A 24008-nucleotide genomic window follows, 5' to 3' on the forward strand; every position below is an offset into this window, starting at 1 on the left:
CCCCCGCAACCCCCCAGGAAACGGAACACAACGCGGAACGCGCATTCGACAGCCGTAGGCTACTATTGCCTATCGTTACAATTTTGCATGGTAAGTAACGATCAGATCGAGGTAAGTCCTACCACCAACCGCGGCTGGTCACCGCTCGTCCCCGCGGAAGGAGGCTGAATCATGCGTCGCGGCCCACCGCCGTGTCCGTGGGCCCGGATTGGTCGCAGTGCCCAACCCGGGTGCTGGGCAATGCCGATCCCACCTCCATCGCCCGTCGGGCGGGGACCTATCGCATCATCTCTCCCGAGCAGACCTGGCAGGCCGTGCAACCGATGCTGGAATCAGCGGGCATCACCCGTGTCGCCGACCTCACCTGGCTCGATGATCTCGGCATTCCCACCGTTCAGGCAGTGCGCCCCGCCTCGCTGACACTGTCGGTCAGTCAGGGCAAGGCCACCACCTACCGCGCCGCCCAAGTTTCTGCGGTCATGGAATCGCTGGAAACCTGGCACGCTGAAAACGTCACGCCCGACCTGTTTTCCATGACCACGAGGGACATCGCGGCCGCACTGACCTACGATCCCGCCCAGCTGCTCCTGTCGGCCCGAAGCATCTACCATCCGGGCGCCAAGCTCGACTGGATGACAGCGACGACGCTGTTGACCGGCCGCCAAACCTGGGTGCCCTGGGAGGCGGTTCTGGTGAACGCGGCGGTCCACAACCGCTGGGACCCGCCGATGTTCTCGATGGACACCACGGGGTTGGCCTCGGGCAACAGCTACTGGGAGGCCAGCCTGCCCTCTACGAGGTCATGGAACGCCACGCCATGGCCGCCGGCGAGCCCGGAAGCACACTTTTCGAGGTGCCTGTCGATGATGTCGCCGACTCCGGCTGCGCCGAGTTGGTCGACATGGTTCACCGGGCCGGGAGCGAACTGCAGATAGCGCGGACCGACACGTGGGACGGTTTCCCTTGCTTTACCGCCGAGATCTGTTCGCCCATGCTGGGGGTGCCGTTCAGCGGCTTCGGTTTACACCACGATCCCAACGTGGCGTTGTCTCGCGCGATCACCGAAGCCGCGCAATCGCGGCTGACGGCGATCAGCGGAGCTCGCGAGGATCTGTCACCGGCGTTGTATCACCGCTTCGCCCGAGTGCACGCCTACGGCCCGTTGCGGCCAACCAGGCGGCAGTTGCCTACCGCCGAACCCACATCGTGGCACGTTCCCGACACCGGTTCGCTCAGTGACCTGTTGGCTTCGGCCGCAACGGCGGTGGCCGCGCGGTCGGGCACCGAGCCGCTGGCGGTCGTGTGCGACCTGGCCGGCAGCTGCGTTCCGGTGGTGAAGGTCATCGCGCCCGGCCTGACGGCATCACACGGTTCTCCGATGCGTACCCCCTTGCAGGAGTTGGCATGACGGCCGCCGGCCGGATCGTGGTGACGGCGGGGCCCACCATAGGCGTCGACGATATCCACGCGGTCGTGCCCAATGCCGAAGTGGTGCCTCCGATTTCGTTCGGCGACGCCCTGCAATACGGGCTGGAAGCGGGCGACACGCTGTTGATCGTTGACGGGTTGTTCTTCCAGCACCCCCCGGTGCGGCACAAAGAACTCCTGACTGTGATGGACGCCGGTGTCCGCGTCGTCGGCTCGTCCAGCATGGGCGCGCTGCGCGCCGCCGAACTGCATCCCTTCGGCATGGAAGGCTACGGCTGGGTATTCGACAGCTACCGCAACGGAAACTTGGAAGCCGACGACGAAGTCGGCATGGTGCACGGCGAGCCTGAAGACGGCTATCCCGTCTTCGTCGACGCGCTGGTCAACATCCGCCAAACGCTGCGGCGCGCCGTCGGGACCGGTTTGCTCTCGGCTCAATTAGCGGCAGAGATCGTCGAAGCGGCCCGCCGCGTGCCGTTCACCGAGCGCAGCTGGGACCGCCTCCTCGCCGACCTCGATGTGCCCGAAAGACGTTGCTTGACAAAACAATTTCAGGAACTGCGGGTCGACATCAAACACGCCGATGCGCTACTGGCACTGCGCAACATCACCGACGGCCACCGTGGCGCGGCGACCCGCCCCGGCCCACCGCCAACCATCTGGTCCCAACGCTGGCAACAACGCTGGGCACCACCCGTTCCAGTGGCCATCACCACCGACAGCGGAACCAACACCACCATCGAGGTCCGCGACACCGACGTCCTATCCCTGCTGAGCATCTGCGCCACCGACCGCTGGGCCTACCTGCCCGCCCTCGAGCAGGTCGCCTCCTGGCACTGGAGCCTGACGCAGCCCGGGCGCAGCGGCGACGTTCGCCACGACGCATCCCGCGCGATTGCGCAGGTTGCTGCCGACACCCGGCAACGCGCGTTGGAGACCGTCGCCCACCACCACGCCGTAACCGTCGGACTTGCCGACGAGTCCGGCCTCCCCGAGCCGGTCAGGCCGCAGTGGTTGACCGCCGAAGAGAACGAAATCCTTTGCGATGACCCGATTGCCGTCTCGGCGCGACTGATCACCCGCACATTGTTTGTCACCCGGGCACTTCCGGCAATCGAGCACTTTCTCGACCTGTTACGCGCGGACGAGCGCCTGCCGTACTGGCGCATTGCTACGGCCCACGCGCTGGCCAGGCGCGACGAATTATCCCGTCGCAAGCCGCATTTGAACCTGCACCGCCGCCACCCTGTTCGCTGTCGCCGCCGCCGATGACCGGCTGCCGTCCCTCGAAGTCGGCTCCTTGGGTCCCGCCTAAACCTAAAGCCGAGGGAACCTCGGCGCGTGGCATAGGTGTTTTCGACGCGGGTGCATCGTCAGCGGTCGGGCGCGCCGGTGACGACACAGCGGGTGCGGCTGTAGATCGTGGGCATGCACAGATTGCAATGTGTGCACGCCGAACGGGCCCGCTGCCCGTCGGCGGCGATCCGATTGACCAGGTCGGGCTCGGCCAGCAGCGCCCGGGCCATCGCAACGAACTCGAATCCCTCGGCCATCGCCAGGTCCATCGTCTCCCGGTTGGTGATTCCGCCCAGCAGAATAAGTGGCATCGACAACTCGGCGCGAAACAGCCGAGCGTCGCGCAACAGATAGGCATCGCGGTAGGGGTATTCGCGGAAAAACTTATGGCCGGTCATCCGGATGCCCCAGCGCAGCGGCGGCTTGAAGGCGCCGGCGAATTCCTTGACCGGCGCGTCGCCGCGGAACAGGTACATGGGGTTGACCAGCGAACTGCCGGCAGTGAGCTCCAGCGCGTCCAGCCCGCCGTCGTCCTGCAGCCACTTCGCCGTGGTCAGCGCTTCCTCGGTGGTGATGCCGCCGCGGATGCCGTCGGCCATGTTGAGCTTGGCGGTCACCGCGATCTGTTGTCCGACGGCGCGGCGAACGGCCAGCACCAATCCGCGGGCGACCTTGGCCCGGTTCTCCAGTGACCCGCCGAACTCGTCGTCGCGCCGGTTGATCAGTGGCGACAGAAACGAGCTCGCCAGATAGTTGTGGCCCAAATGGATTTCGACGGCGTCGAAGCCGGCGTCGACGGCCAGGCGGGCGGCGTCGGCGTGCGCGGCCGTCACATCGGCGATGTCGTCGCGGGTCGCCTTCTTGGCAAACCGCATCGCGAGCGGGTTGAAGAACCGCACCGGAGCCAGCGCGGTCGCCTTGTTGGAGCGGGCGTCGGCCACCGGGCCGGCGTGACCGATCTGGGCACTGACCGCCGCGCCCTCGGCGTGCACGGCCTCGGCGAGCCGGCGCAGCCCCGGCACCGCCTCGGGCCGCATCCACATCCCGTCGCCACTGGTGCGGCCGCCGGGGGAGACCGCGCAATACGCGACCGTCGTCATACCGACCCCGCCCGCCGCCGGCAGCCGGTGGTACTCGATCAGATCGTCGGTTACCAGCGCATCGGGCGTGCGCGCCTCGAACGTCGCGGCCTTGATGACCCGGTTGCGCAGCGTCAGCGGGCCCAGCTTGGCCGGGCTGAACACGTCGGGGGCATCGGCCATGTCAGGAGCGTACGCGGCGGACGTGCCACACTGTCTGGGGTGGGCGCAATCACGCTGGACGGCAAGGCCACCCGCGACGAGATCTTTGTGGACTTGAAGCGGCGGGTGGCGGCTCTGACTTCTTCCGGGGCTGCGTCGGGCCGCCCCCCCGGGCTGGGCACCATCCTGGTCGGCGAGGACCCCGGATCGCAGGCCTACGTGCGGGGTAAGCACGCCGACTGCGCCAAGGTCGGCATCACGTCGATCCGCCGCGACCTGCCCGCCGACATCAGCACCGCCACGCTCAACGAGACCATCGATGAACTGAACGCCAACCCCGACTGCACCGGCTACATCGTGCAGCTGCCGCTGCCCAAACATCTGGACGAGAACGCGGCGCTGGAGCGCGTCGACCCGGGCAAGGACGCCGACGGGCTGCACCCGACCAACCTCGGCAGGCTGGTCCTCAACACCCCGGCGGCGCTGCCCTGCACCCCGCGCGGCATCGTGCACCTGCTGCGGCGCTACGACGTCGAACTCGCCGGGGCGCACGTGGTCGTCATCGGCCGCGGTGTGACGGTGGGCCGCCCGCTGGGGCTGTTGCTCACCCGCCGCTCCGAGAACGCCACGGTGACGTTGTGCCACACCGGAACCCGCGACCTGGCGGCGTTGACCAGGCAAGCCGACATCATCGTGGCGGCGGTCGGGGTGCCGCACATGTTGACCGCGGACATGGTGCGCCCCGGCGCCGCGGTGGTCGACGTCGGAGTCAGCCGCACCGCGGACGGGCTGGTCGGCGACGTACACCCCGACGTGTGGGAGGTGGCCGGTCACGTGTCGCCGAACCCCGGTGGCGTCGGGCCGCTGACCCGGGCGTTCCTGCTGACCAACGTCGTCGAGCTGGCCGAGCAACGATGACGGCGCGGGCCATCCTTGCGCACACGTTTCGCGCGCAGTGGCCGATCCTGCTCGTGGGGCTGATTTTCGTGGCGGCGTTCGTGCTGGTGGGGGCGAACTTCTGGCGTCGAGGTGCGTTGTTGATCGGGATCGGTGTGGGTGTGGCGGCCGCGCTGCGGCTGGTGTTGTCCGACGAGCTGGCCGGCCTGCTGGTGGTGCGCAGCAAGGGAACGGACTTCACGACCATGGCGGTGGTGGGGGCCGCGATGGTCTATATCGCGTCAACGATCGACCCGCTGGGCACCGGCTGAACCCTAAAACCCGGCTGAACCCGAAAACCCGGGTATCCCCGGTATCTGCGGCAAACCCGGCAGGTTGCCGGTTGCCACGTCCGTCATCGCCTGCGGGCAATACGTCGAAATGGCGATGCTGGTGAAAATTTGCGCCATCGGCTTGGGCATGCCGGTGCCTGCGGCGACGACGGTCGCCGCCGCCGAGTTGAACGACCCGCCCGGTCGGGCCAGTGTCGAGCACACCGAGCGGCCCAAATCCACGGTACTTGCCGGGTCGCCGTAGTTGACGCCGGCCTCGGTGAGCGCGTTGATGAAGGCGTCGTCGATGGTGCCGGCCTCAGCCGGTGCCGCCAATGCCGCGGCCGCGGCGAGCAGCATTGCGGACCCCGCCAACAGGCGGATCGTGAGTGGCTGATGACGCCATGCTTTCATGTCCGTTCCCCATTCAATTCGGAGCGCACCAGGCCATTCGGGCACACTCAAGCGACTTCTACGAACCTTGCTGCATGGCTGTCTCGTTTCGAACACGGCCACGTAAAGGTTTGCCGTCGACTGTCAGCACGCGCCCAACGACACGATCGCGTCACACTGTGCCACGACACGTCGCACCTCAGCCGGTTTCGCCGTCGCGCCGATTGACAATGCGGCCCATGATTTCTCGGCAAGCGTTCCTTCGCGGCGCGGTGGGAGCGTTGGCGACATCAGCGCTGTTCCGGCCGGTGCGGGCGGCTGCGGCTCCGTCTAGCGGTTGGAGCGGTCTGGCCTCCTCGATCGGTGGCCGGGTGCTGCTGCCCGACAGCGGGGGCTCGTTCACCTCTGGCAAGCAGGTATTCAACTCGCTCTACAACGGCTCGAACCCGGCGGCGGTGGTCACGGTCACTTCGCAAGCCGACGTCGAGAAGGCGGTCGCGTTCGCGGCCGCCAACAAGCTCAAGATCGCTCCGCGCGGCGGCGGGCATTCCTACATCGGCGCGTCGGCCGCCGCCGGCGCCATGGTGATCGATCTGCGCGGCCTGACCGGCGGCGTGAATCTCGACAGCGCCACCGGAAACGTGACGATGCCGGCCGCGACCGATCTGTACGCGGTACAGCAGGCGCTGGCCGGCGCCGGCCGCGCGATTCCCACCGGCAGCTGCCCGACCGTCGGCGTGGGCGGCCTGACACTCGGCGGCGGAATGGGCGCCGATTCCCGCCACGCCGGCTTGACCTGTGATGCGCTCAAGTCAGCGACGGTGGTGTTGCCCAGCGGGCAAACGGTCACCGCATCCGCCGACGATCACCCCGATCTGTTCTGGGCGTTGCGGGGCGGCGGGGGCGGCAACTTCGGGGTGACGACCTCGATGACGTTTGCGACCTTCCCGACCGCCGACTCCGACGTGGTGCGCGTCGACTTCGCCCCATCGTCGGCGGCCCAGGTGCTGACCGGCTGGCAGACCTGGCTGGCGGCAGCCGACCGCAACACCTGGGGTCTGGTCGACATGTCGGTCAACGCCTCACAGGCCAACTGCCATGTGCTGGCGACCTGCCCGGCGGGGTCGGGTCCCGGCATGGCCAACGCGATCAAATCCGCGGTCGGTGTACAGCCCACCGGGACCGAGCACAAGACGCTGAGTCATATGGACCTGGTGATGTATCTGGCCGGCGGCAGTTCGACGAGTTCACCACGCGCCTTCGTGGCCGGGTCCGACGTCATCGGCACGGTGAATTCGGCTGCGGCACAAGCCATTGTCGCAGCGCTGGGAAAGTGGCCGCCGGCCTCGGGGCGGGCGTCGGTGATCGTGGACACGCTCAGCGGCGCGGTCGGCGATATCGATCCGGCCGGCTCGGCTTTTCCGTGGCGCCGGCAGTCCGCCGTCGCGCAGTGGTACGTCGAGACGCCCAACAGCGGGCAAGCCGCCGCGGCCAACAACTGGCTAAGCTCCGCACATCAAGCAGTGCAACAGTTTTCGGTCGGCGCGTACGTCAACTACCTGGAACCCAACACCGCGCCGTCGCGATACTTCGGGTCGAATCTGTCGCGGCTCACCGAGATCCGGCAGCAGTACGACCCCAACCGGTTGATGTACTCGGGTCTCAACTTCTGACGGGTATCCAGCTGCGCGGCGACAGCACGCTGAGCGGGCGCGGTTGGGTCCGAAAGTGGCTTGTTCTGGGCTGCGTGGGTTCCCCTGACGGCCTGTCTACTCGTCCCCTATCGTTTAGCTGTGCGTGAGAACTCGATTCCCGCCGTGCTGCAGCAGCGTGCCAGCCTGCGGCCCGAGGAGACGGCGTTCACGTTTGTCGACTACGAGCAGGACTGGGCGGGCGTTGCGGAAAGTCTGACGTGGTCGCAGCTGTATCGGCGGACGCTGAACGTCGCCCGGGAGCTCACAGCCTGCGGGTCAACCGGTGACCGTGCGGTGATACTGGCGCCGCAAGGACTGGAGTACGTCATCGCGTTTCTCGGCGCACTACAGGCCGGTCAGATCGCGGTGCCGCTGTCGATGCCGCTGGGCGGAGCCAGCGATGAGCGGGTCGGTGCCGTGCTGCGTGACGCGTCGCCTTCGGCGATTCTCACGACATCCGCTGTGGTAGACGATATCGCCGGGTACGCCAAGCCGGAGCCTGGCGGATGCGCGCCATCGGTCATCGAGGTTGATTTGCTGGACCTTGACTCTCAGCAAGCGCCCGCCGGCCAGACCGATAGTCCGCCAAGCGTTGCCCATTTGCAGTACACCTCCGGGTCCACCCGAACGCCGGCGGGAGTCGTGGTGTCCCACCGAAACATTCAGGTCAACTGCGAACAGCTCATGTCCGCCTACTACGAGGAGGGGATTGCCCCGCCCGACACCACCGTGGTGTCGTGGCTGCCGCTCTTTCACGACATGGGTTTGATACTGGGAACTGCCTTCCCGATCTTGGGGGGGTTCCGAACTGTGCTGACGAGTCCGCCGTCGTTCTTGCAGCGACCAGCGCGGTGGATGCAATTGCTGGCAAGCAACAGTCACGCATTTTCGGCGGGGCCGAACATTGCTTTCGAATTGGCAGCACGAAAAACATCGGACGAAGACCTGGCCGGGCTTGATCTCGGGGGTGTGCGCAACATCCTCAATGGTGCCGAACGCGTAAACCCCGCTACGCTGCAGCGCTTCGCTGAGCGGTTCGCCCGCTTCAATCTTCGCCCGGAGGCGTTACGGCCTTCGTACGGGCTAGCGGAAGCCACGCTGTACGTCGCGACCCGCGAATCGGGTCAACCACCGGTAAGCGTATTTTTCGACCCCGAGAACCTGACCGCCGGCCACGCGACGCGGTGCGCAAGCGGAGACGGTACACCGCTGATCAGTTACGGCAAGCCGCAGTCACCGACGGTTCGTATCGTCGACCCTGAGACCAGAACCGAGTGTCGGGCGGGAACCGTCGGTGAGATCTGGGTGTATGGCGACAACGTTGCCGCAGGCTATTGGCAGAAACCTCAGGAGACCGAACGCACCTTCGGCGCAACGCTTGTCGGTTCGTCGGCCGGCACACCGGAAGGCCCTTGGCTGAGAACCGGCGATTTGGGCGTCTTCTCCGACGACGATCTCTTCATCATCGGCCGGATCAAGGATCTCCTGATCGTCTACGGGCGAAACTATGCTCCCGACGATATCGAGGCGACGATCCAGGAGATCACCCGAGGCCGCTGCGTGGCGATAGCGGTTTCCGATGATGACGGCCCGGAGAAGCTGGTCACCATTGTCGAACTCAAGGTGGGCGAGGACTCCGAAGAGGCCGCGATGCACAGGATAGGCGGCGTCCGGCGGGACATCACGGCAGCGATATCGAAGTCGCACGGTCTGAGCGTGGCGGATCTTGTTCTGGTGCCCCCACATTCGATTCCCCTCACCACAAGCGGCAAGGTCAGGAGAAGGGATTGTCTACAGCGATATCTGCGCAATGAGTTCACCCGCGTGGATGGCGGGCTGATTCGCCGGCCAGCACAGCGCGCGGTTGATGACACTGGCGCGGGCGCCGGGGCCGACGTGACTTTGGCACAACGCCTGCGCACGCTGCGCCAGCAACAACATGACCTCCTGGTCGGGATGGTGTGCTCGCAGGCGGCAACGGTGCTGGGCTATGCCAGCCCCGACGACATCGATCCTGATTGCGCGTTCCAGGACCTGGGCTTTGACTCGGTGAAAGCCACTGAACTACTTGACCGCCTCAACGCGGTCACCGAGTTGGCGTTGCCGCCCACCCTGGCCTTCGACTACCCCACCCCGGAGGAATTGGCTACCCATCTAGGTCATCTCTGGAGCGCACCGGCCGTGGCGGTTTCGCCGGCGGCGCCGCAGGTGGCGACGGGCGAGCCGGTTGCTGTGGTGGGGATGGCGTGCCGGTTTCCCGGTGGGGTGGATTCGGCGGCGGCGTTGTGGGATTTGGTGGCTGGTGGCACTGAGGCGGTGGGGGAGTTTCCGACCGATCGTGGTTGGGATCTGGCGGATTTGTTTGATCCTGATCCTGATGCGGTGGGTAAGACCTATACGCGTGCCGGGGCGTTTTTGGCCGATGTGGGTGGGTTTGATGCCGAGTTTTTCGGGATTTCGGCGCGGGAGGCCCAAACCATGGATCCCCAGCAGCGGTTGTTGCTGGAGGTGTGTTGGGAGGCGTTGGAGACCTCCCGGATTGATCCGGCCGCGTTGGTGGGTTCGCAGACCGGGGTGTTCGTCGGAACGTGGTCGCAGCTGTACGGCGGGGGCGGTTCTGATGGCGCGGAGGGTTACGCCATGACCGGGACGTCGACCAGTGTGGCTTCTGGGCGTGTTGCTTATGCGTTGGGTTTGCAGGGCCCGGCCATCACTGTTGACACGGCGTGTTCGTCGTCGCTGGTGGCCGCGCATCTGGGGTGTCAGTCGCTGCGGAACGGGGAGTGCAGTTTGGCCCTGGCCGGTGGTGTCACGGTGATGACCACACCAGCGGTGTTCACCGAGTTCTCCCGGCAGCGCGGGCTGGCCGCCGATGGGCGTTGTAAGGCGTTTGCGGCCGCTGCTGATGGCACCGGCTGGGGCGAAGGGGCCGCGGTGCTGGTGCTGGAACGGCTCAGCGACGCGCAGCGCAACAACCACCCGGTGTTGGCGGTCGTCGCGGGCTCGGCGATCAACCAAGACGGTGCCTCTAACGGGTTGACCGCCCCCAACGGGCCCGCTCAGCAGCGCGTCATCACCCAGGCTGTGGCCAACGCCGGTATCGGCCTTGATGAGGTGGATGTTGTTGAGGCTCATGGCACCGGCACCACTTTGGGTGACCCGATCGAAGCCGGCGCCCTGATCGCTACCTACGGTGCTGCGCGTGGGACAGAGCACCCACTGTGGTTGGGATCGATCAAATCCAACATCGGTCATACCCAGGCCGCTGCCGGTGTCGCCGGAATGATCAAAATGATCGCTGCGCTCAACCATGACAGTTTGCCGCCGACGCGCAACGTTGATCGTCCCAGTCCGCACATCGACTGGTCAGCCGGCACTGTTCGGTTGCTCACCGAGGCCGTGCCCTGGCCGGTCACCGATCATCCGCGTACCGCGGCGGTGTCCTCGTTTGGGATCAGCGGTACCAACGCCCATCTCATCCTGCGGCAAGCCCCCACCGCGGTGGTCGACCCGGCTGCGACCCTGCCTTCGGTCGGGGGCGCCGACGACGGTGTCGAGTCTGGGCTGCCCCTGTTGCCACTGTGGCCGGTTTCGGCGCGCACCCGAGCGGCGCTGTGCGCGCAGGCCGACCGGTTGCACCAATACCTGGTCTGCCATCCCGACCTGGATCTCACCGATGTGGCCTACAGCCTGGCCTGCACCCGCACCCACCACCCCTATCGGGCGGTGATCACCGCTGCGAAGGCCACCGCTGATCGGCGCAAAGACCTGCTGGATGCCCTCAATGCGCTGCGCACCGACCAACCCCATCCGCAGCTGACCCGACACCATCACCTGGCCCACCTTCGCGCTAAAACCGTGTTCGTGTTCCCCGGCCAAGGCGGCCAATACGCCGGCATGGGTCGAGAGCTCTACGAACACCTCCGCGTCTTCGCCGACACGGTCGATGACTGTGACCAGGCGTTGCGCCCCTTCACAGGCTGGTCGGTGCGCGAGGTCTTGTGTCAGGACCCGGCGGCCCCGGCGCTGGACCGCGTCGATGTGGTCCAGCCGGTGCTGTTCACGATGATGGTTTCGCTGGCCGAGGTGCTAAACCACTACGGCATTGTCCCCGACGCAGTGATCGGCCACTCCCAAGGCGAGATCGCCGCGGCATATATCGCCGGGGTGTTTCCCTTGCCCGAGGCCGCCAAGGTCGTAGCGCGGCGCAGTCAAGCGCTGAGCGCCCTGCGCGGAGCCGGGGCCATGGCGTCGGTCCTGCTGAGCGCCGACCAATTGCACCCACGCCTGCGACCCTGGGGCGAGAAGTTGAGCATCGCCACGATCAACGGGCCCTCACATACCATCATCAGCGGCGACCCCACTGCGCTAGAGCAGTTCAGCACGGCCTGCGATCGTGACGGCATCCATATCCGGCCCATCGCCGTCGACTACGCCTCGCACTCTGCTCAGGTCGAACCACTGCGTGAGCGCCTGCTGGCCGAGCTGGCCGAGCTGACTCCGGCGCCGGCCCGCATCCCGCTGTACTCCACAGTGGGACAAGCACTTTCAGCCGCTCCCCTCGATACCACCACCATGGATGCCGACTACTGGTATCGCAACCTGCGTGAGCCGGTCCGGTTCCATGACAACGTGGTCGCGTTCTTGGCCGCCGGTGAACACACGTTTGTGGAGTTGTCACCGCATCCGGTGCTGGCCCCGGCGATCACCGACACCTTGGCCCAGACCGCGGGTCGGACTCAGTCAGCGGTGATCACCACGTTGCACCGAGACCGGTCCGACCACGACAGCTTGGCCACCGCGCTGGCCCAGTTGCACAATCACAACCACAGCCCGTCATGGCGCAGTCTCTATCCCCACGCGGGCATCGTCGAGCTTCCCACCTACCCCTTCCAACACCGCTGCTACTGGCTGGCCCCCACCTCCGCAGCCGAGGTCGGCGCTGCCGGACTGGGCCGGCCCGAGCATCCCCTGCTGGGTGCCGCGATCGACCTTGCTGACCAGGACCAAGTCGTGTTGACCGGTCGATTGTCGACGGCCACTCAGGGCTGGCTGGGCGGCCACCAGGTCAACGGCACCGTGGTGTTCCCCGCAACCGGGTTCATCGATGTGGTGTTGCAGGCCGGTGAGTACGCCGGCTGCCCCGTCATCGACGAGCTGGTCCTGCATGCCCCCCTGAGGCTGTACGACCATACGCGCACCGATCTGCAGATCGCTGTGCATTCGGCCGAGGACACCGGCCGGCGCCCGTTTAGCGTGCACGCCCGAACCGGCGACGAGCACACCCCGGCGGCGTGGACGTTGCACGCCAGCGGTGTACTCAGCGCCGAGCAGCCCGCCGCTGGCCCCCCGCTCACCCCGGTGCCGGGTGTGCAGGCCCTCGACCAGGACGACTTCTACGAACGGCTAGCTCAGCTGGGATACGGCTACAGCGGCCCGTTCCGGTCGCTGCGTGGTATGGGTCATGACCCCGCCCGGCCGGAGGTCGTTTATGCCGAGGTCGCACTTCCCGCCGACACCGACATCACCGGCTACGGTATCCACCCGGCCCTCCTGGACGCCGCCCTGCACCCCTTGGCCTCCGTGTTTGACCGCACCGCTTCCGACGCTGACCTTCCGAAGTCTCGGCTGCCCTTCGCGTTCGCCGCCATCACCCTGCACGCCACCGCGGCGAGCCGGCTGCACGTCCAGCTCACCGCCACCGGCCCGGATACCTTCATGCTTCACGCCACCGACCCGACCGGTGCCCCGGTGATCACCATCCGAACGATTACCCTGCGTGAACTGCCGCCCATCGGTGAGCAGCCGGCAGCTGCGGCCGCGCTCCATGACAGCGTGTTCCAACTGAGCTGGCTGCCCCTCTTCGACGACACCTCCCCGGCGGCGGCTGCCGTCCCCGGGTGGGCGGTTGTCACCGAGCAACCCGATCGGCTTGCGGCCAGCCTGCATGGCGGCCCGATCCACCACGACCTGGCCGCCGTGACCCCCGGGTCTGACCTGGTGGTCTGGCCTTTGCCGCTGCCCGATCCCGGCGAGGACTCCAACCCCGTTGACCGACTCCACATCCTGACTCGCCGCACTCTCACCCAACTGCAGGATTGGCTGGCCCGTCCCGACGTCCTGGGCACCCACCTGGTGATCGTCACCCGTCACGCAGTCAGTGTCAGCGCTTATGACGGTGTGCCCGATCTGGCGCATGCCGCGGTCTGGGCGCTGATACACACCGCCCAAAACGAGCACCCCCATCGCATCACTTTGATCGACACCGACACCACCGCCGCAACCGCGGACAACCTGCTGGCCTTCGCGTTGACGCGACCGGCCAACGAGCCGCAGCTGGCCCTGCGCAACGGTGTTGCCCGCATCCCCCGCCTGGCCCGCACCTCGGCCCTGACCCCACCGGATGCCCCCGATTGGCACTTGGCCACCACCGGTAAAGGTGACCTAACCCACCTGACCCTGGTCCCCACCAAGCCTCCCGCCACGCTGTGCCCGGGGCAGATCCGCATTCAGGTCCGGGCCGCCGGACTCAATTTCCACGACGTGGTGGTCGCCTTCGGCGCCATCGCCGATGAAGGGCTCGGCGCCGAAGCCGCCGGGGTGGTCATTGAAACCGCTGCCGATGTGACATCCCTGAGACCGGGTGATGCGGTGATGGGCCTATTCCCCAGCAACGCGTTCGCGCCCACCGCCGTCACCGATGAGCGCCTGGTCAAACCCATACCGGCTGGATGGTCGTTTACCCAGGCCGCGTCGGTTCCGATAGCGTATTTGACCGCTTATATCGCTTTGGTCGAGATCGCCGGGCTATCGGCTGGGCAGCGGGTGCTCATCCACTCCGGTGCCGGGGGGGTCGGCCAGGCCGCCATCCGCCTTGCGCAGCACCTGGGTGCTGAGGTGTTCGCCACCGCCCACCCGAACAAACACCACGTGCTCAACGATCTGGGGGTCGACCCCGGGCACATCGCCTCGTCACGCACGCTGGATTTCGCCGACACCTTCCACGACGCCACCGACGGGCAGGGCATGGACGTGGTGCTCAACAGCCTTAGCGGAGATTTCGTCGACGCTTCGCTGCGACTGCTGCCGCGCGGCGGTAATTTCATCGAAATCGGCAAGACCGACATCCGCCTGGCACCCGACATCGTCGCCGCCCACCCCGGAGTCGACTATCAGACCCTGGACCTGGCCAGCGCACCGGCGGAATCCCTCCAGCCGGCATGGACCGCCCTGATCGGGTTGCTCGCCGCAGGCATCCTGACGCCCTTGCCCACCACCAGCTACGGACTGCTCAACGCCCCTCAGGCCTTCCGCGACATGAGCCAAGGGATGCACACCGGAAAGATTGTGCTAATCCCCCCCGCGAAGTTGGATCCCGCGGGCACAGTGCTGATCACCGGTGGTACCGGGATGCTGGGCGCGATCTTCGCCGAACATCTGGTCAGCCACTACGGCATCGAGCATCTGCTGCTGGTGTCTCGCAGCGGCCCGGCCGCTTCCGGTGCAGCCGAACTCGAGGAACGCCTGACCCGGATGGGCGCCCAGGTCGCGATCACCGCCTGTGACACCGCCAACGCCGCCGACCTGACCGCGCTGTTAGACGGCATTCCCGCTCAGCATCCGTTGACCGCGGTCATCCACGCCGCCGGCGTCCTCGAAGACGCTGTCGTGGCCGAAATGACCGGCGATCAACTAGACCGGGTCTTGGTCGCCAAGGCCGATGCCGCCTGGTATCTAGACCAACTCACCCGCGATCGCGACTTGGCCGCGTTTGTGTTGTTCTCCTCTGCCGCAGGAATACTGGGCAGTCCCGGGCAGGCCAACTACGCGGCCGCCAACGCCTTCCTCGACGCGCTGGCCCAGCAGCGTCACCGCGATCACCGCCAGGCCACAAGTTTGGCCTGGGGCTACTGGCAAACCCCCACCGGTATGACGGCTCACCTTACGTCCGCCGACCAGGCCCGCCTCACTCGCAACAGTTTTACCCCCATCAGCACCGAACACGGCCTGGCCCTGTTCGATGCCACACTGCCCCAGCAACTTCCCGCCCCGGTCGTCAGCCCCTTCTCCCCGCGGGCGCTGGCTCGCCTCGCGCGCCAAAACGCCCTCCCCCCGATCTTGTCGACACTTACCACCAGCCGCCCGCGCGCCAGCGCGGCCAGTGCCGAGAGCCTTCAGGCGCGACTGGCCAAGCAAGCTCCTGAAGAGCAACTACACGGTCTCACTGCGCTGGTGACCACCGCCACCGCCACCGTTTTGGCTCATCCCGACCCAGCCACGCTTGATCCAGACCGTCCCTTCAAAGACCTCGGCATCGACTCACTGACCGCCCTGGAACTACGCAACGCCCTCGACCAACAGACCGGCCTCACCCTGCCGGCAACCCTGATCTTCGACCACCCCACCCCCGCGGCCCTGGCCAGGCACCTTCGCGATCAGTTATTCGGAAACGACGACACTATCCGAACTCGGAACGTACCAGACAGCGAAATTCAGCGTCTCATCTCGATAATTCCAGAAAAACGGCTTACGGAGACAGGGATTTTAGCAATGCTCCGTGATATCGCCAACGATATGCAATCATCGGGTCCGGATAGCAAAGCAGAGGCTATCGCAGGCATGAGTCTGAGCGAACTTATGGACATTGCTCGAGGCAACAAGACAAACCAGGAATAGATTTTCAAAATGACTATTGAAAACAACGAAATTATCGAAGCACTTCGTGATTCATTAATACAAATCGAGCGGTTGAAGCAACAGAATCGTGCCCTTCTTGCTCGTGTCGATGAGCCGGTCGCTGTGGTGGGGATGGCGTGTCGGTTTCCCGGTGGGGTGGATTCGGCGGCGGCGTTGTGGGATCTAGTCGCTGGCGGCGCCGAGGCTGTGGGGGAGTTTCCGACCGATCGTGGCTGGGATCTGGCGGATTTGTTCGACCCCGACCCTGACGCGGTGGGTAAGACCTACACCCGTGCCGGGGCGTTTCTGACCGACGTGAGCGGATTTGACGCCGAGTTCTTCGGGATCTCGGCGCGGGAGGCCCTAACCATGGATCCGCAGCAGCGGCTGCTGCTGGAGGTGTGTTGGGAAGCGTTGGAAACCACCCGGATTGATCCGGCCGCCTTGGTGGGTTCCGAGACCGGGGTGTTCGTCGGAGCGTGGTCACAGCAGTATGGCGGGGGCGGTTCTGATGGCGCCGAGGGATACGCCATGACCGGGACGTCCACCAGTGTGGCCTCCGGGCGGGTCGCTTATGCGTTGGGTTTGCAGGGCCCGGCTATCACCGTTGACACGGCGTGTTCGTCGTCGCTGGTGGCCGCGCATCTGGCGGCTCAGTCGCTGCGGAACGGGGAATGCAGTTTGGCCCTGGCCGGTGGTGTCACGGTGATGACCACACCAGCGGTGTTCACCGAGTTCTCCCGGCAACGCGGGCTGGCCGCCGATGGGCGGTGTAAAGCGTTTGCGGCCGCTGCTGATGGCACCGGCTGGGGCGAAGGGGCCGCGGTGCTGGTGCTGGAACGGCTCAGCGACGCGCAGCGCAACAACCACCCGGTGTTGGCGGTCGTCGCGGGCTCGGCGATCAACCAAGATGGGGCCTCTAACGGGTTGACCGCCCCCAACGGGCCCGCTCAGCAGCGAGTCATCAGCCAAGCCGTGGCCAACGCGGGTATCGGGCTTGACGAGGTCGACGTCGTCGAGGCCCATGGCACCGGCACCACTTTGGGCGACCCGATCGAGGCCGGCGCCCTGATCGCCACTTACGGTGCCGCGCGCGGGACAGAGCACCCGCTGTGGTTGGGATCGATCAAATCCAACATCGGTCACACCCAGGCCGCTGCCGGCGTTGCCGGAATGATCAAGATGATCGAGGCTCTCAACCATGGCAGTTTGCCGCCGACCCGCAACGTCGATCGTCCCAGTCCGCACGTCGACTGGTCAGCTGGGACCGTTCGCCTCCTGACTGAGCCGGTGGCCTGGCCGGTCACCGATCATCCCCGCACCGCGGCGGTGTCCGCGTTCGGGATCAGCGGCACCAACGCCCATCTCATCCTGCAACAAGCCCCGACCCCGGTGGTCGAACCGGCTGAGCCAGCCGATCACGGTGCTGAGTTCGGGCTGCCCGTATTGCCAATGTGGCCGGTTTCGGCGCGCACCCGCGCGGCGTTGCGCGCGCAGGCCGACCGGCTACGCCACTTCCTGATCGCCCATCCCGACCTGGATCTCAGCGATGTGGCCTACAGCCTGGCCTGCACCCGCACCCACCACCCGCACCGGGCCGTCCTGACGGTGCCGGTCGACAGCCCCGATCCCCGGGCTGAGCTGCTGGCGGCACTCGAAGCGTTAGCCGCTGATCAACCGCATCCACAACTGATCCAACACCACCAACGCGCGACGTCGGCGGGAAACACCGTGTTCGTGTTCCCCGGACAGGGTGGCCAATACCCCGGTATGGCCGCCGAGCTATATGGGCGGCACCACGCGTTTTCCGCCGCGCTCGACGAGTGCGATCAGGCCCTGGTCACCTGGACGGGCTGGTCGGTGCGTGCGGTGATTCGCAGCGAGCCCAGCGCCCCCTCCCTGGATCGGGTCGATGTGGTCCAGCCGGTGTTGTTCGCGGTCATGGTGTCGTTGGCCCGCACTTTGATCAGCTACGGGATCGAACCGGACGCGGTGATCGGGCACTCCCAAGGCGAGATTGCGGCCGCCCATGTCGCCGGGGTGTTCACCCTCGAGCAGGCCGCCAAAATCGTGGCACTGCGCAGCTCAGCCCTCGCGGACCTGGCCGGGGCCGGTGCGATGGCATCGGTGTTGTTGGCCGCTGACGAAGTGGCTGCGCGGCTGCGGCCTTACGGTGACGCACTGGCGGTTGTTGCGGTCAACGGACCCACCCAGACCATCATCAGCGGTGGTCCCGCCGCGATGCAGCGGTTCGTCGCGGCTTGCGAGGGCGACAACGTCCAGATCCGTTCCATCCCAGTCGATTACGCCTCACATTGCAGTCAGGTCGAACCGTTGCGCGAGCGCCTACTTGAGGAGCTGGCCGGGCTGACCCCGAAACCGGGGCGGATCGCCCTGTATTCCACCGTGGACGGCGTCATGTCGGACCAGCCGCTGGACACCACCACCATGACCGCCGACTACTGGTATGCCAATTTGCGTCAACCGATCCGGTTTTACGACAGCATCCGACATCTGCTGGCCGCTGCTGAGCAGGTGTTCGTAGAGGTATCACCGCACCCGGTGCTGGCCCCGGCGATCGCCGACACCCTGGCCGGCACTGCCGGGCGTCCTGGCTCGGCAGTCATTCCCACCCTGCATCGCGAGCGACCCGACCTGGACGCCTTGACTACCACGCTGGCCCGGCTGCAGGTTCATGGTCGTAGCCCGGACTGGTCGGTGGTGTATCCCCACGCCCGCACGGTCGAGCTACCGACGTATCCCTTCCAGCACCATCGGTATTGGCTGACCCCACGACCGAGCGGTGATGCTGCCGGTCTCGGACTTGATCAACCGCAGCATCCGTTGTTGGGGGCGATCACCCCATTGGCGGACCGAGACGAATTCATAGCCACTGGTCGGTTGGTGCTCGGTTCGCAGGGCTGGCTTGCCGCCCATCGGGTGGGTGATGTGGTGGTGTTGCCCGGGACCGGGTTTGTCGATGTGGTGTTGGGGGTCGGGGATTACGTGGGGTGTCCGGTCATTGACGAGTTGGTGTTGCACACCCCTCTCGTGCTCGCCGAACACACCCCGACCGATATCCAGATCAGCGTGGCCGGTGCCGACGGGGGTGGGCGACGCTCGTTCACCGTCCATTCCCGCACCGGCGCCGACCATCGGGCCGAGGCGGGTTGGGTGTTGCACGCCAGTGGAATCCTCAGTCCGGCGCAAACCGCTGCCGCTGAACCTCCCTTCCCGGCGTTGCCCGTGACGGCTATCGATGTTGAGCGTTTCTATGAGCAGCTGGCCGAATGCGGTCTGCACTATGCCTCCCCGTTTTGCTCGGTACGAGGGATCGGCCACGAGCCGGCCGACCCCGACCACATCTACGCTGAAGTGGCCCTGCCGGCCGGAACCGATATCACCGGTTACGGGATTCACCCGGCTTTGCTGGATGCCGCGCTGCAGCCCATCGCCGCCGCCCTGGGCGTCGGAGCGGCCGCTGAGTCGTCGGTGGTGCGCCTTCCGTTCGTGTTTAGCGGCGTCACGCTGTATGCGACCGCGGCCACCCGGCTGCAGGTGTGGCTGACCCGCACCGGCGCCGACGCCTTCACCCTGCAGGCCAGCGATCCCGCCGGCGCGCCGGTAATCAGCATCGACACGGTTGTTGTACGGGTCCTGCCCGACACTTCGACTCTCACACCAGGCACGGCGGCAGCGCGGTCCGGTCAGGATTTGTGGGAGCTGGCCTGGCCGTCCCTGCCCACCACCCACCGTGCCGCCACGGTGGCCGAGCAGCCGGACTGGGTGGTCGTTGCCGAAGATCTCGGTGCGCTACCGACGAGGCTGCGCCACGGCTCCGTGCGCCCCGATTTGGACGCGGTGAGGCCATGCCCGCAGGTGGTGATCTGGTCTTTAGCCGCGCCGGATCTTCGTGGCGATGACGGTGATCCCGTGTCGAGCATTCATGAGCTGACCCGACGGGTGTTGGCCGGGGTGCAGGCCTGGTTGGCCCGCCCAGACACGTCCGGCACGATGCTGGTGGTTCTGTCGTCTCGCGCGGTGACGATCAGTCCTTATGATCGGGCGCCGGATCTGGCGCAGGCCGCGGCGTGGGCGCTGATCCACAGCACTCAAAATGAGTATCCGGACCGGATCCGGTTGGTCGATACCGACCATGGCCCCACCAGTACTGACACCCTGCTGCAACTGCTGGCTACGTTCACCGGTACGAGCGGTGAGCCGCAGCTGGCTTTGCGTGACGGCGTCGCTCACATTCCTCGGCTGACCCCGGCACAGGCGTTGACCCCACCCCCGACACCGTACTGGCAGCTGGTCAGCACCGGTCGCGGGGATTTGGCCAACCTGGCGCTGGCTCCCACCCCAGCACCGGCGGCACTGGGGCCGGGACAGATCCGGGTGCGGATCCGTGCTGCAGGCTTGAACTTCCGTGATGTGGTGGTCGCCTTGGCCGCGATCAGCGCTGAAGGCCTTGGTGGGGAAGCGGCCGGGATCGTCATCGACACAGCAGACGACGTCACAGATTTCGCGCCGGGGGATGCAGTGATGGGGCTGTTCCCCAACAACGCGTTCGCCCCCACCGCCACCACCGATCACCGCAACGTGAAAGCCGTCCCGCCGGGATGGTCCTACCCGCAAGCGGCTTCGGTCCCGGCAGCTTTTATGACCGCCTGCGGCGCTCTGATCGATATCGCGCATCTCTCAGCCGGGCAGCGGGTGCTCATCCACTCCGGTGCCGGCGGGGTCGGTCAGGCCGCGATCCGCATTGCGCAGCACCTGGGTGCTGAGGTGTTCGCCACCGCCCATCCCGCTAAGCATCACGTCCTGCGCGGGCTGGGCATACTCGAGGATCACATCGCTTCCTCACGCACCCTGGATTTCCGTGACACCTTCGCCGCAGCCAGTGGCGGGCGCGGGATGGACGTGGTGTTGAACAGTCTTAGTGGCGATTTTGTGGACGCGTCGCTACAGCTGCTGGCCCCGGGCGGGCGTTTTATCGAGATCGGTAAGACCGACATCCGGGTAGCCGCCGACGTCGCACAGACTCATCCCGGCCTGAGCTACCACGTCTACGACCTGAGCGTGGCCACCCCCGAACAGCTGCAACACAACTGGGCCGTGGTGAGCGAGTTGATCAATGCCGCGGTGATCCAGCCCCTGCCGGTGACGAGCTACGGGTTGCTGCGCGCCCCCCAGGCGTTCCGGGACATGAGCCAGGGCCGCCACAGTGGGAAAATCGTGCTCACCCCTCCTGCGGTGCTCGATCCGGCGGGCACGGTGTTGATCACCGGGGGCACCGGCATGCTCGGCGGGTTGTTCGCCGAACACCTGGTCACGGCCTACGGGGTGCGTCGATTGTTGTTGATCTCACGACGCGGCTCCGGCACGGTCGAAGCGGTCGAGCTTGCCGAGCGCCTGAATGGTTTGGGTGCGCATGTCACGATCAGCGCCTGCGACTGTGCCAACCCGACCGAGCTGGCGGCCCTGATCGACTCGATTCCCGCCGGGCACCCATTGACCGCGGTTATCCACGCTGCCGGAGTGCTTGATGACGCAGTGACCAGCCAGCTCACCGCACAACAGCTCGACAACGTGCTAGCCGCCAAAGCCGATAGTGCCTGGTATCTACACCAACTCACCGCCAACACCGAGCTGGCCGCGTTTGTGTTGTTCTCCTCAGCCGCCGGTGTCCTGGGCGCCCCGGGACAGGCTAACTACGCGGCCGCCAACGCCGTCCTAGACGCCCTGGCCCGCGGCCGCCAGCAGGGGGCTACCAGTCTGGCCTGGGGGTATTGGCAGCCCTCATCAGGGATGACCGGCCACCTCGACACGCGCGATGTAACCCGCCTTGCCCGCAGCGGGATGGTCCCGATCACCGCCGGCCAAGGTGTGGCGCTGTTCGATGCCGCCATTTCCCAGCAGCACCCCAATCTGATCCCAGCCCCGCTCAGCACCCGGGCGCTGGCGGCTTTAGCCCGTGAGAACAGCCTGCCTCCGATCCTGTCCGCGCTGATCACCACCCGGCCGCAGGCCGTCGCGGCCGACTCGCGCGCGCTCGGTGCCCGGCTGGCCGGGCTGACCCCCGAGCGACAACACGCCATCCTGGCCAACCTGGTCATCACCGCCACTGCAGCAGTGTTGGCTCACCCGGACCCGGCGGCTATGGACCCCGATCAGCCCTTCAAAGACCTCGGCATCGACTCGCTAAGTGCGCTGGAACTGCGCAACACCCTGTCGGCCCAAACCGGAGTAGCCTTGCCGGCCACTATTACCTTCGACCACCCCAGCCCCGCCATGCTCGCCGACCACCTGGCCGACCTGCTCAGCGTCACCGCGGCGCCTGCGGTCGCAGCGGCTGAGGTCGGCACGGGCGGCGTTGAGCTGGTGGACGATAGGCTCGCATACCTGGATCAAGCCGCATTCCTCGGGCTGCGAGCAGGCCACGTCTCGCTGATCCAGGTGACTTGGATATATGACCGTGCCGTCGACGTTGACGGGTTGCGGCGTTTTCACCGTAATCTCGGATGCGGGTTGTTGGGACGCAGGATCGAACGGTCTCCATTGCCGTTCGCGCGCGATCGCTGGGTCTTGGCCCCGGCGACAGAGGAGATTGACTTCGCCGCAACTCCGCGGCGGCGCACCGATGTGGACGCATGGACCGACGAGCGGGCGCGGCTACCCATCGATCCGGAGTGGGGTCCGGGCTGGCATCTCGGGGTGCTGCCGCTCGAGGACGGCGGGACCGCGGTGAGCCTGGTGGCTTCGCATGCGGTCGTGGACGCGATCGCTTTCGGCCAGGCGATAGTCGACGCGGTCGAGGGCCGGACGCTGGATCTCGGTTATCGGCCTGCGGGATCGCGAGCCCTCAGGCCGGCCCTGCGTGAGGATCTCCGGCAAACCGTCAAGGAACTGCCCGACGTCTTGCACGCTTTGGGTGGCGTGGTTCGAAGGCTCCGCAGTGATCGCGATGAGTTTCAATCATCGATCAAAGCGGCACCGCCTTCCCCGAGGACGGCCGGCGGCGACCAGACGGTGGAGGTGCCTGCCGTGACCGCATGCATCGACCTCGCGGAATGGGATGCTTGTGCCAAAAGGCTTGGCGCGAACAGTAACTCGCTTGTGGGAGGGGTTGCCTGCAGACTCGCGGTGCGGGTTGGACGTGTTCGGGACGACGGAACAGTCACCCTACGATTTGTGGTGTCGCTTCGGACCGAAGGTGACACCCGGGGCAACGCGTTGACGGCTGTGGACGTCGCAGTCGACCCGGAGCACGCGGCGACGGATCTTCGGGAAATGCACGCGAAGATCACGCGAGCGGTCCTCGAAGCGATGGAGGATACCAGCAGCGAGTTCCTGGCGCCGCTCCCGCTGGCAGCGATGACACCGACGTGGGTGGCCAGGAGGCTCGTCGGGATGGCGGCGGGTGGTCCCAGCCTTCCCGTCACTTGCTCCAATGTCGGTGACCTGCCCCCGGCCGCGAACCGGCCCGACGGCACCGATGCCGACTTGGCGCACATGAGATTGATTGATCCTGATCTCACGAAAAACGAACTCGAGGGCACCGGCGGACGAATGCTTCTGGGTTCGGGGCGGAGTCGCGGGAAGATGCGTATCGGAGTCTCGGCGTATATTGTCGGTCGCTCAAATACCAAAGATGAGCTGCGGGAGGCCGTGTCGCGTACCTTGGCCGAATTCGGTCTGAACGCAGAGATCGATTGCTAGCGACGGTGCTGATCTGGTCAACTCGCGCAGCGTGATTCTGGCCCGGCAATCGCATCTTTCACATGGACCTCAGTCTGAGTCTGGTGCACAATTTGCCCACCTCACTCGGACATTTATGGTGGCCACGAATGCGGCTGGTCAACGATGTCTTCTTGCGCCTGGCTCTGTTTTTCCACACAGCGATACCGCACCGTCGCTCAAACCGCTTGTGATGGCAGGCGTTCGGGGGATGTCTGCCGTGCTCACCGAATCGGCTGTCATGCCGGCCGCATCGGGTGTGCAGTGGCGGCTTTGACCGTGTATGTAGGGCGGGAACCGCCGCGATCGGCCGCCCTGACGGCACACTCGGC

The 24008-nt window shown here is 66.2% G+C and carries 7 protein-coding genes and 2 pseudogenes; 7 read left to right on the forward strand and 2 right to left on the reverse strand.

All coding sequences use genetic code 11. The annotated features are described in order from the left end of the window. Nucleotides 1–164 precede the first annotated feature (164 nt). Nucleotides 165–1408: pseudogene (locus EET03_RS04895) on the forward strand (YcaO-like family protein). Continuing rightward, nucleotides 1405–2743, forward strand: a pseudogene (locus tag EET03_RS04900) (TfuA-like protein). Before EET03_RS04895 ends, EET03_RS04900 begins: the two co-directional pseudogenes overlap by 4 nt. A 58-nt stretch (nt 2744–2801) precedes the next feature. Here EET03_RS04900 and EET03_RS04905 read toward each other — a convergent pair. Beyond that, the gene (locus tag EET03_RS04905; RefSeq protein WP_063471944.1) at nt 2802–3986 is read right to left on the reverse strand and encodes an NADH:flavin oxidoreductase; all 1185 of its coding nucleotides are present in this window, start codon (nt 3984–3986) and stop codon (nt 2802–2804) included. A 39-nt stretch (nt 3987–4025) separates the two neighbouring features. Between EET03_RS04905 and EET03_RS04910 the strand changes: the two genes are divergently transcribed. Together EET03_RS04910 and EET03_RS04915 are read left to right on the forward strand one after the other, a co-directional pair. After that, the gene (locus EET03_RS04910; protein ID WP_075541728.1) at nt 4026–4883 is read left to right on the forward strand and encodes a bifunctional methylenetetrahydrofolate dehydrogenase/methenyltetrahydrofolate cyclohydrolase; all 858 of its coding nucleotides are present in this window, start codon (nt 4026–4028) and stop codon (nt 4881–4883) included. Then, complete coding sequence (locus tag EET03_RS04915) at nt 4880–5173, forward strand: DUF3017 domain-containing protein (protein ID WP_075541727.1); 294 nt, start codon at nt 4880–4882, stop codon at nt 5171–5173. Before EET03_RS04910 ends, EET03_RS04915 begins: the two co-directional genes overlap by 4 nt. Nucleotides 5174–5176: 3 nt before the next feature. On the opposite strand, the gene EET03_RS04920 is transcribed toward EET03_RS04915, so the two are convergent. After that, nucleotides 5177–5587 (reverse strand): DUF732 domain-containing protein, encoded by a 411-nt coding sequence (locus EET03_RS04920; RefSeq protein ID WP_075541726.1) that lies wholly within the window; start codon nt 5585–5587, stop codon nt 5177–5179. Between the two features lie 209 nt (nt 5588–5796). On the opposite strand from EET03_RS04920, the gene EET03_RS04925 reads away from it, so the two are divergent. From EET03_RS04925 to EET03_RS04935, 3 genes are all read left to right on the forward strand, one after another. Next, complete coding sequence (locus EET03_RS04925) at nt 5797–7239, forward strand: FAD-dependent oxidoreductase (protein ID WP_075541725.1); 1443 nt, start codon at nt 5797–5799, stop codon at nt 7237–7239. 120 nt (nt 7240–7359) lie between these two features. Beyond that, nucleotides 7360–15936 (forward strand): type I polyketide synthase, encoded by an 8577-nt coding sequence (locus tag EET03_RS04930; RefSeq protein ID WP_099193986.1) that lies wholly within the window; start codon nt 7360–7362, stop codon nt 15934–15936. A 9-nt stretch (nt 15937–15945) separates the two neighbouring features. Beyond that, nucleotides 15946–23658, forward strand: a complete 7713-nt coding sequence (locus tag EET03_RS04935; protein WP_167470584.1) for a type I polyketide synthase — start codon at nt 15946–15948, stop codon at nt 23656–23658. Nucleotides 23659–24008: the final 350 nt, after the last annotated feature.

Origin of the sequence: Mycobacterium innocens (assembly GCF_900566055.1) — a bacterium.
In the GTDB taxonomy this organism is placed as follows: domain Bacteria; phylum Actinomycetota; class Actinomycetes; order Mycobacteriales; family Mycobacteriaceae; genus Mycobacterium; species Mycobacterium innocens.

What these genes read in the sequence shown, in the direction of transcription:
- EET03_RS04920 (WP_075541726.1), bottom strand. Translation starts at nt 5,587, where the DNA reads ATGAAAGCATGGCGTCATCAGCCACTCACGATCCGCCTGTTGGCGGGG.
- EET03_RS04935 (WP_167470584.1), top strand. Translation starts at nt 15,946, where the DNA reads ATGACTATTGAAAACAACGAAATTATCGAAGCACTTCGTGATTCATTA.
- EET03_RS04915 (WP_075541727.1), top strand. Translation starts at nt 4,880, where the DNA reads ATGACGGCGCGGGCCATCCTTGCGCACACGTTTCGCGCGCAGTGGCCG.
- EET03_RS04925 (WP_075541725.1), top strand. Translation starts at nt 5,797, where the DNA reads ATGCGGCCCATGATTTCTCGGCAAGCGTTCCTTCGCGGCGCGGTGGGA.
- EET03_RS04905 (WP_063471944.1), bottom strand. Translation starts at nt 3,986, where the DNA reads ATGGCCGATGCCCCCGACGTGTTCAGCCCGGCCAAGCTGGGCCCGCTG.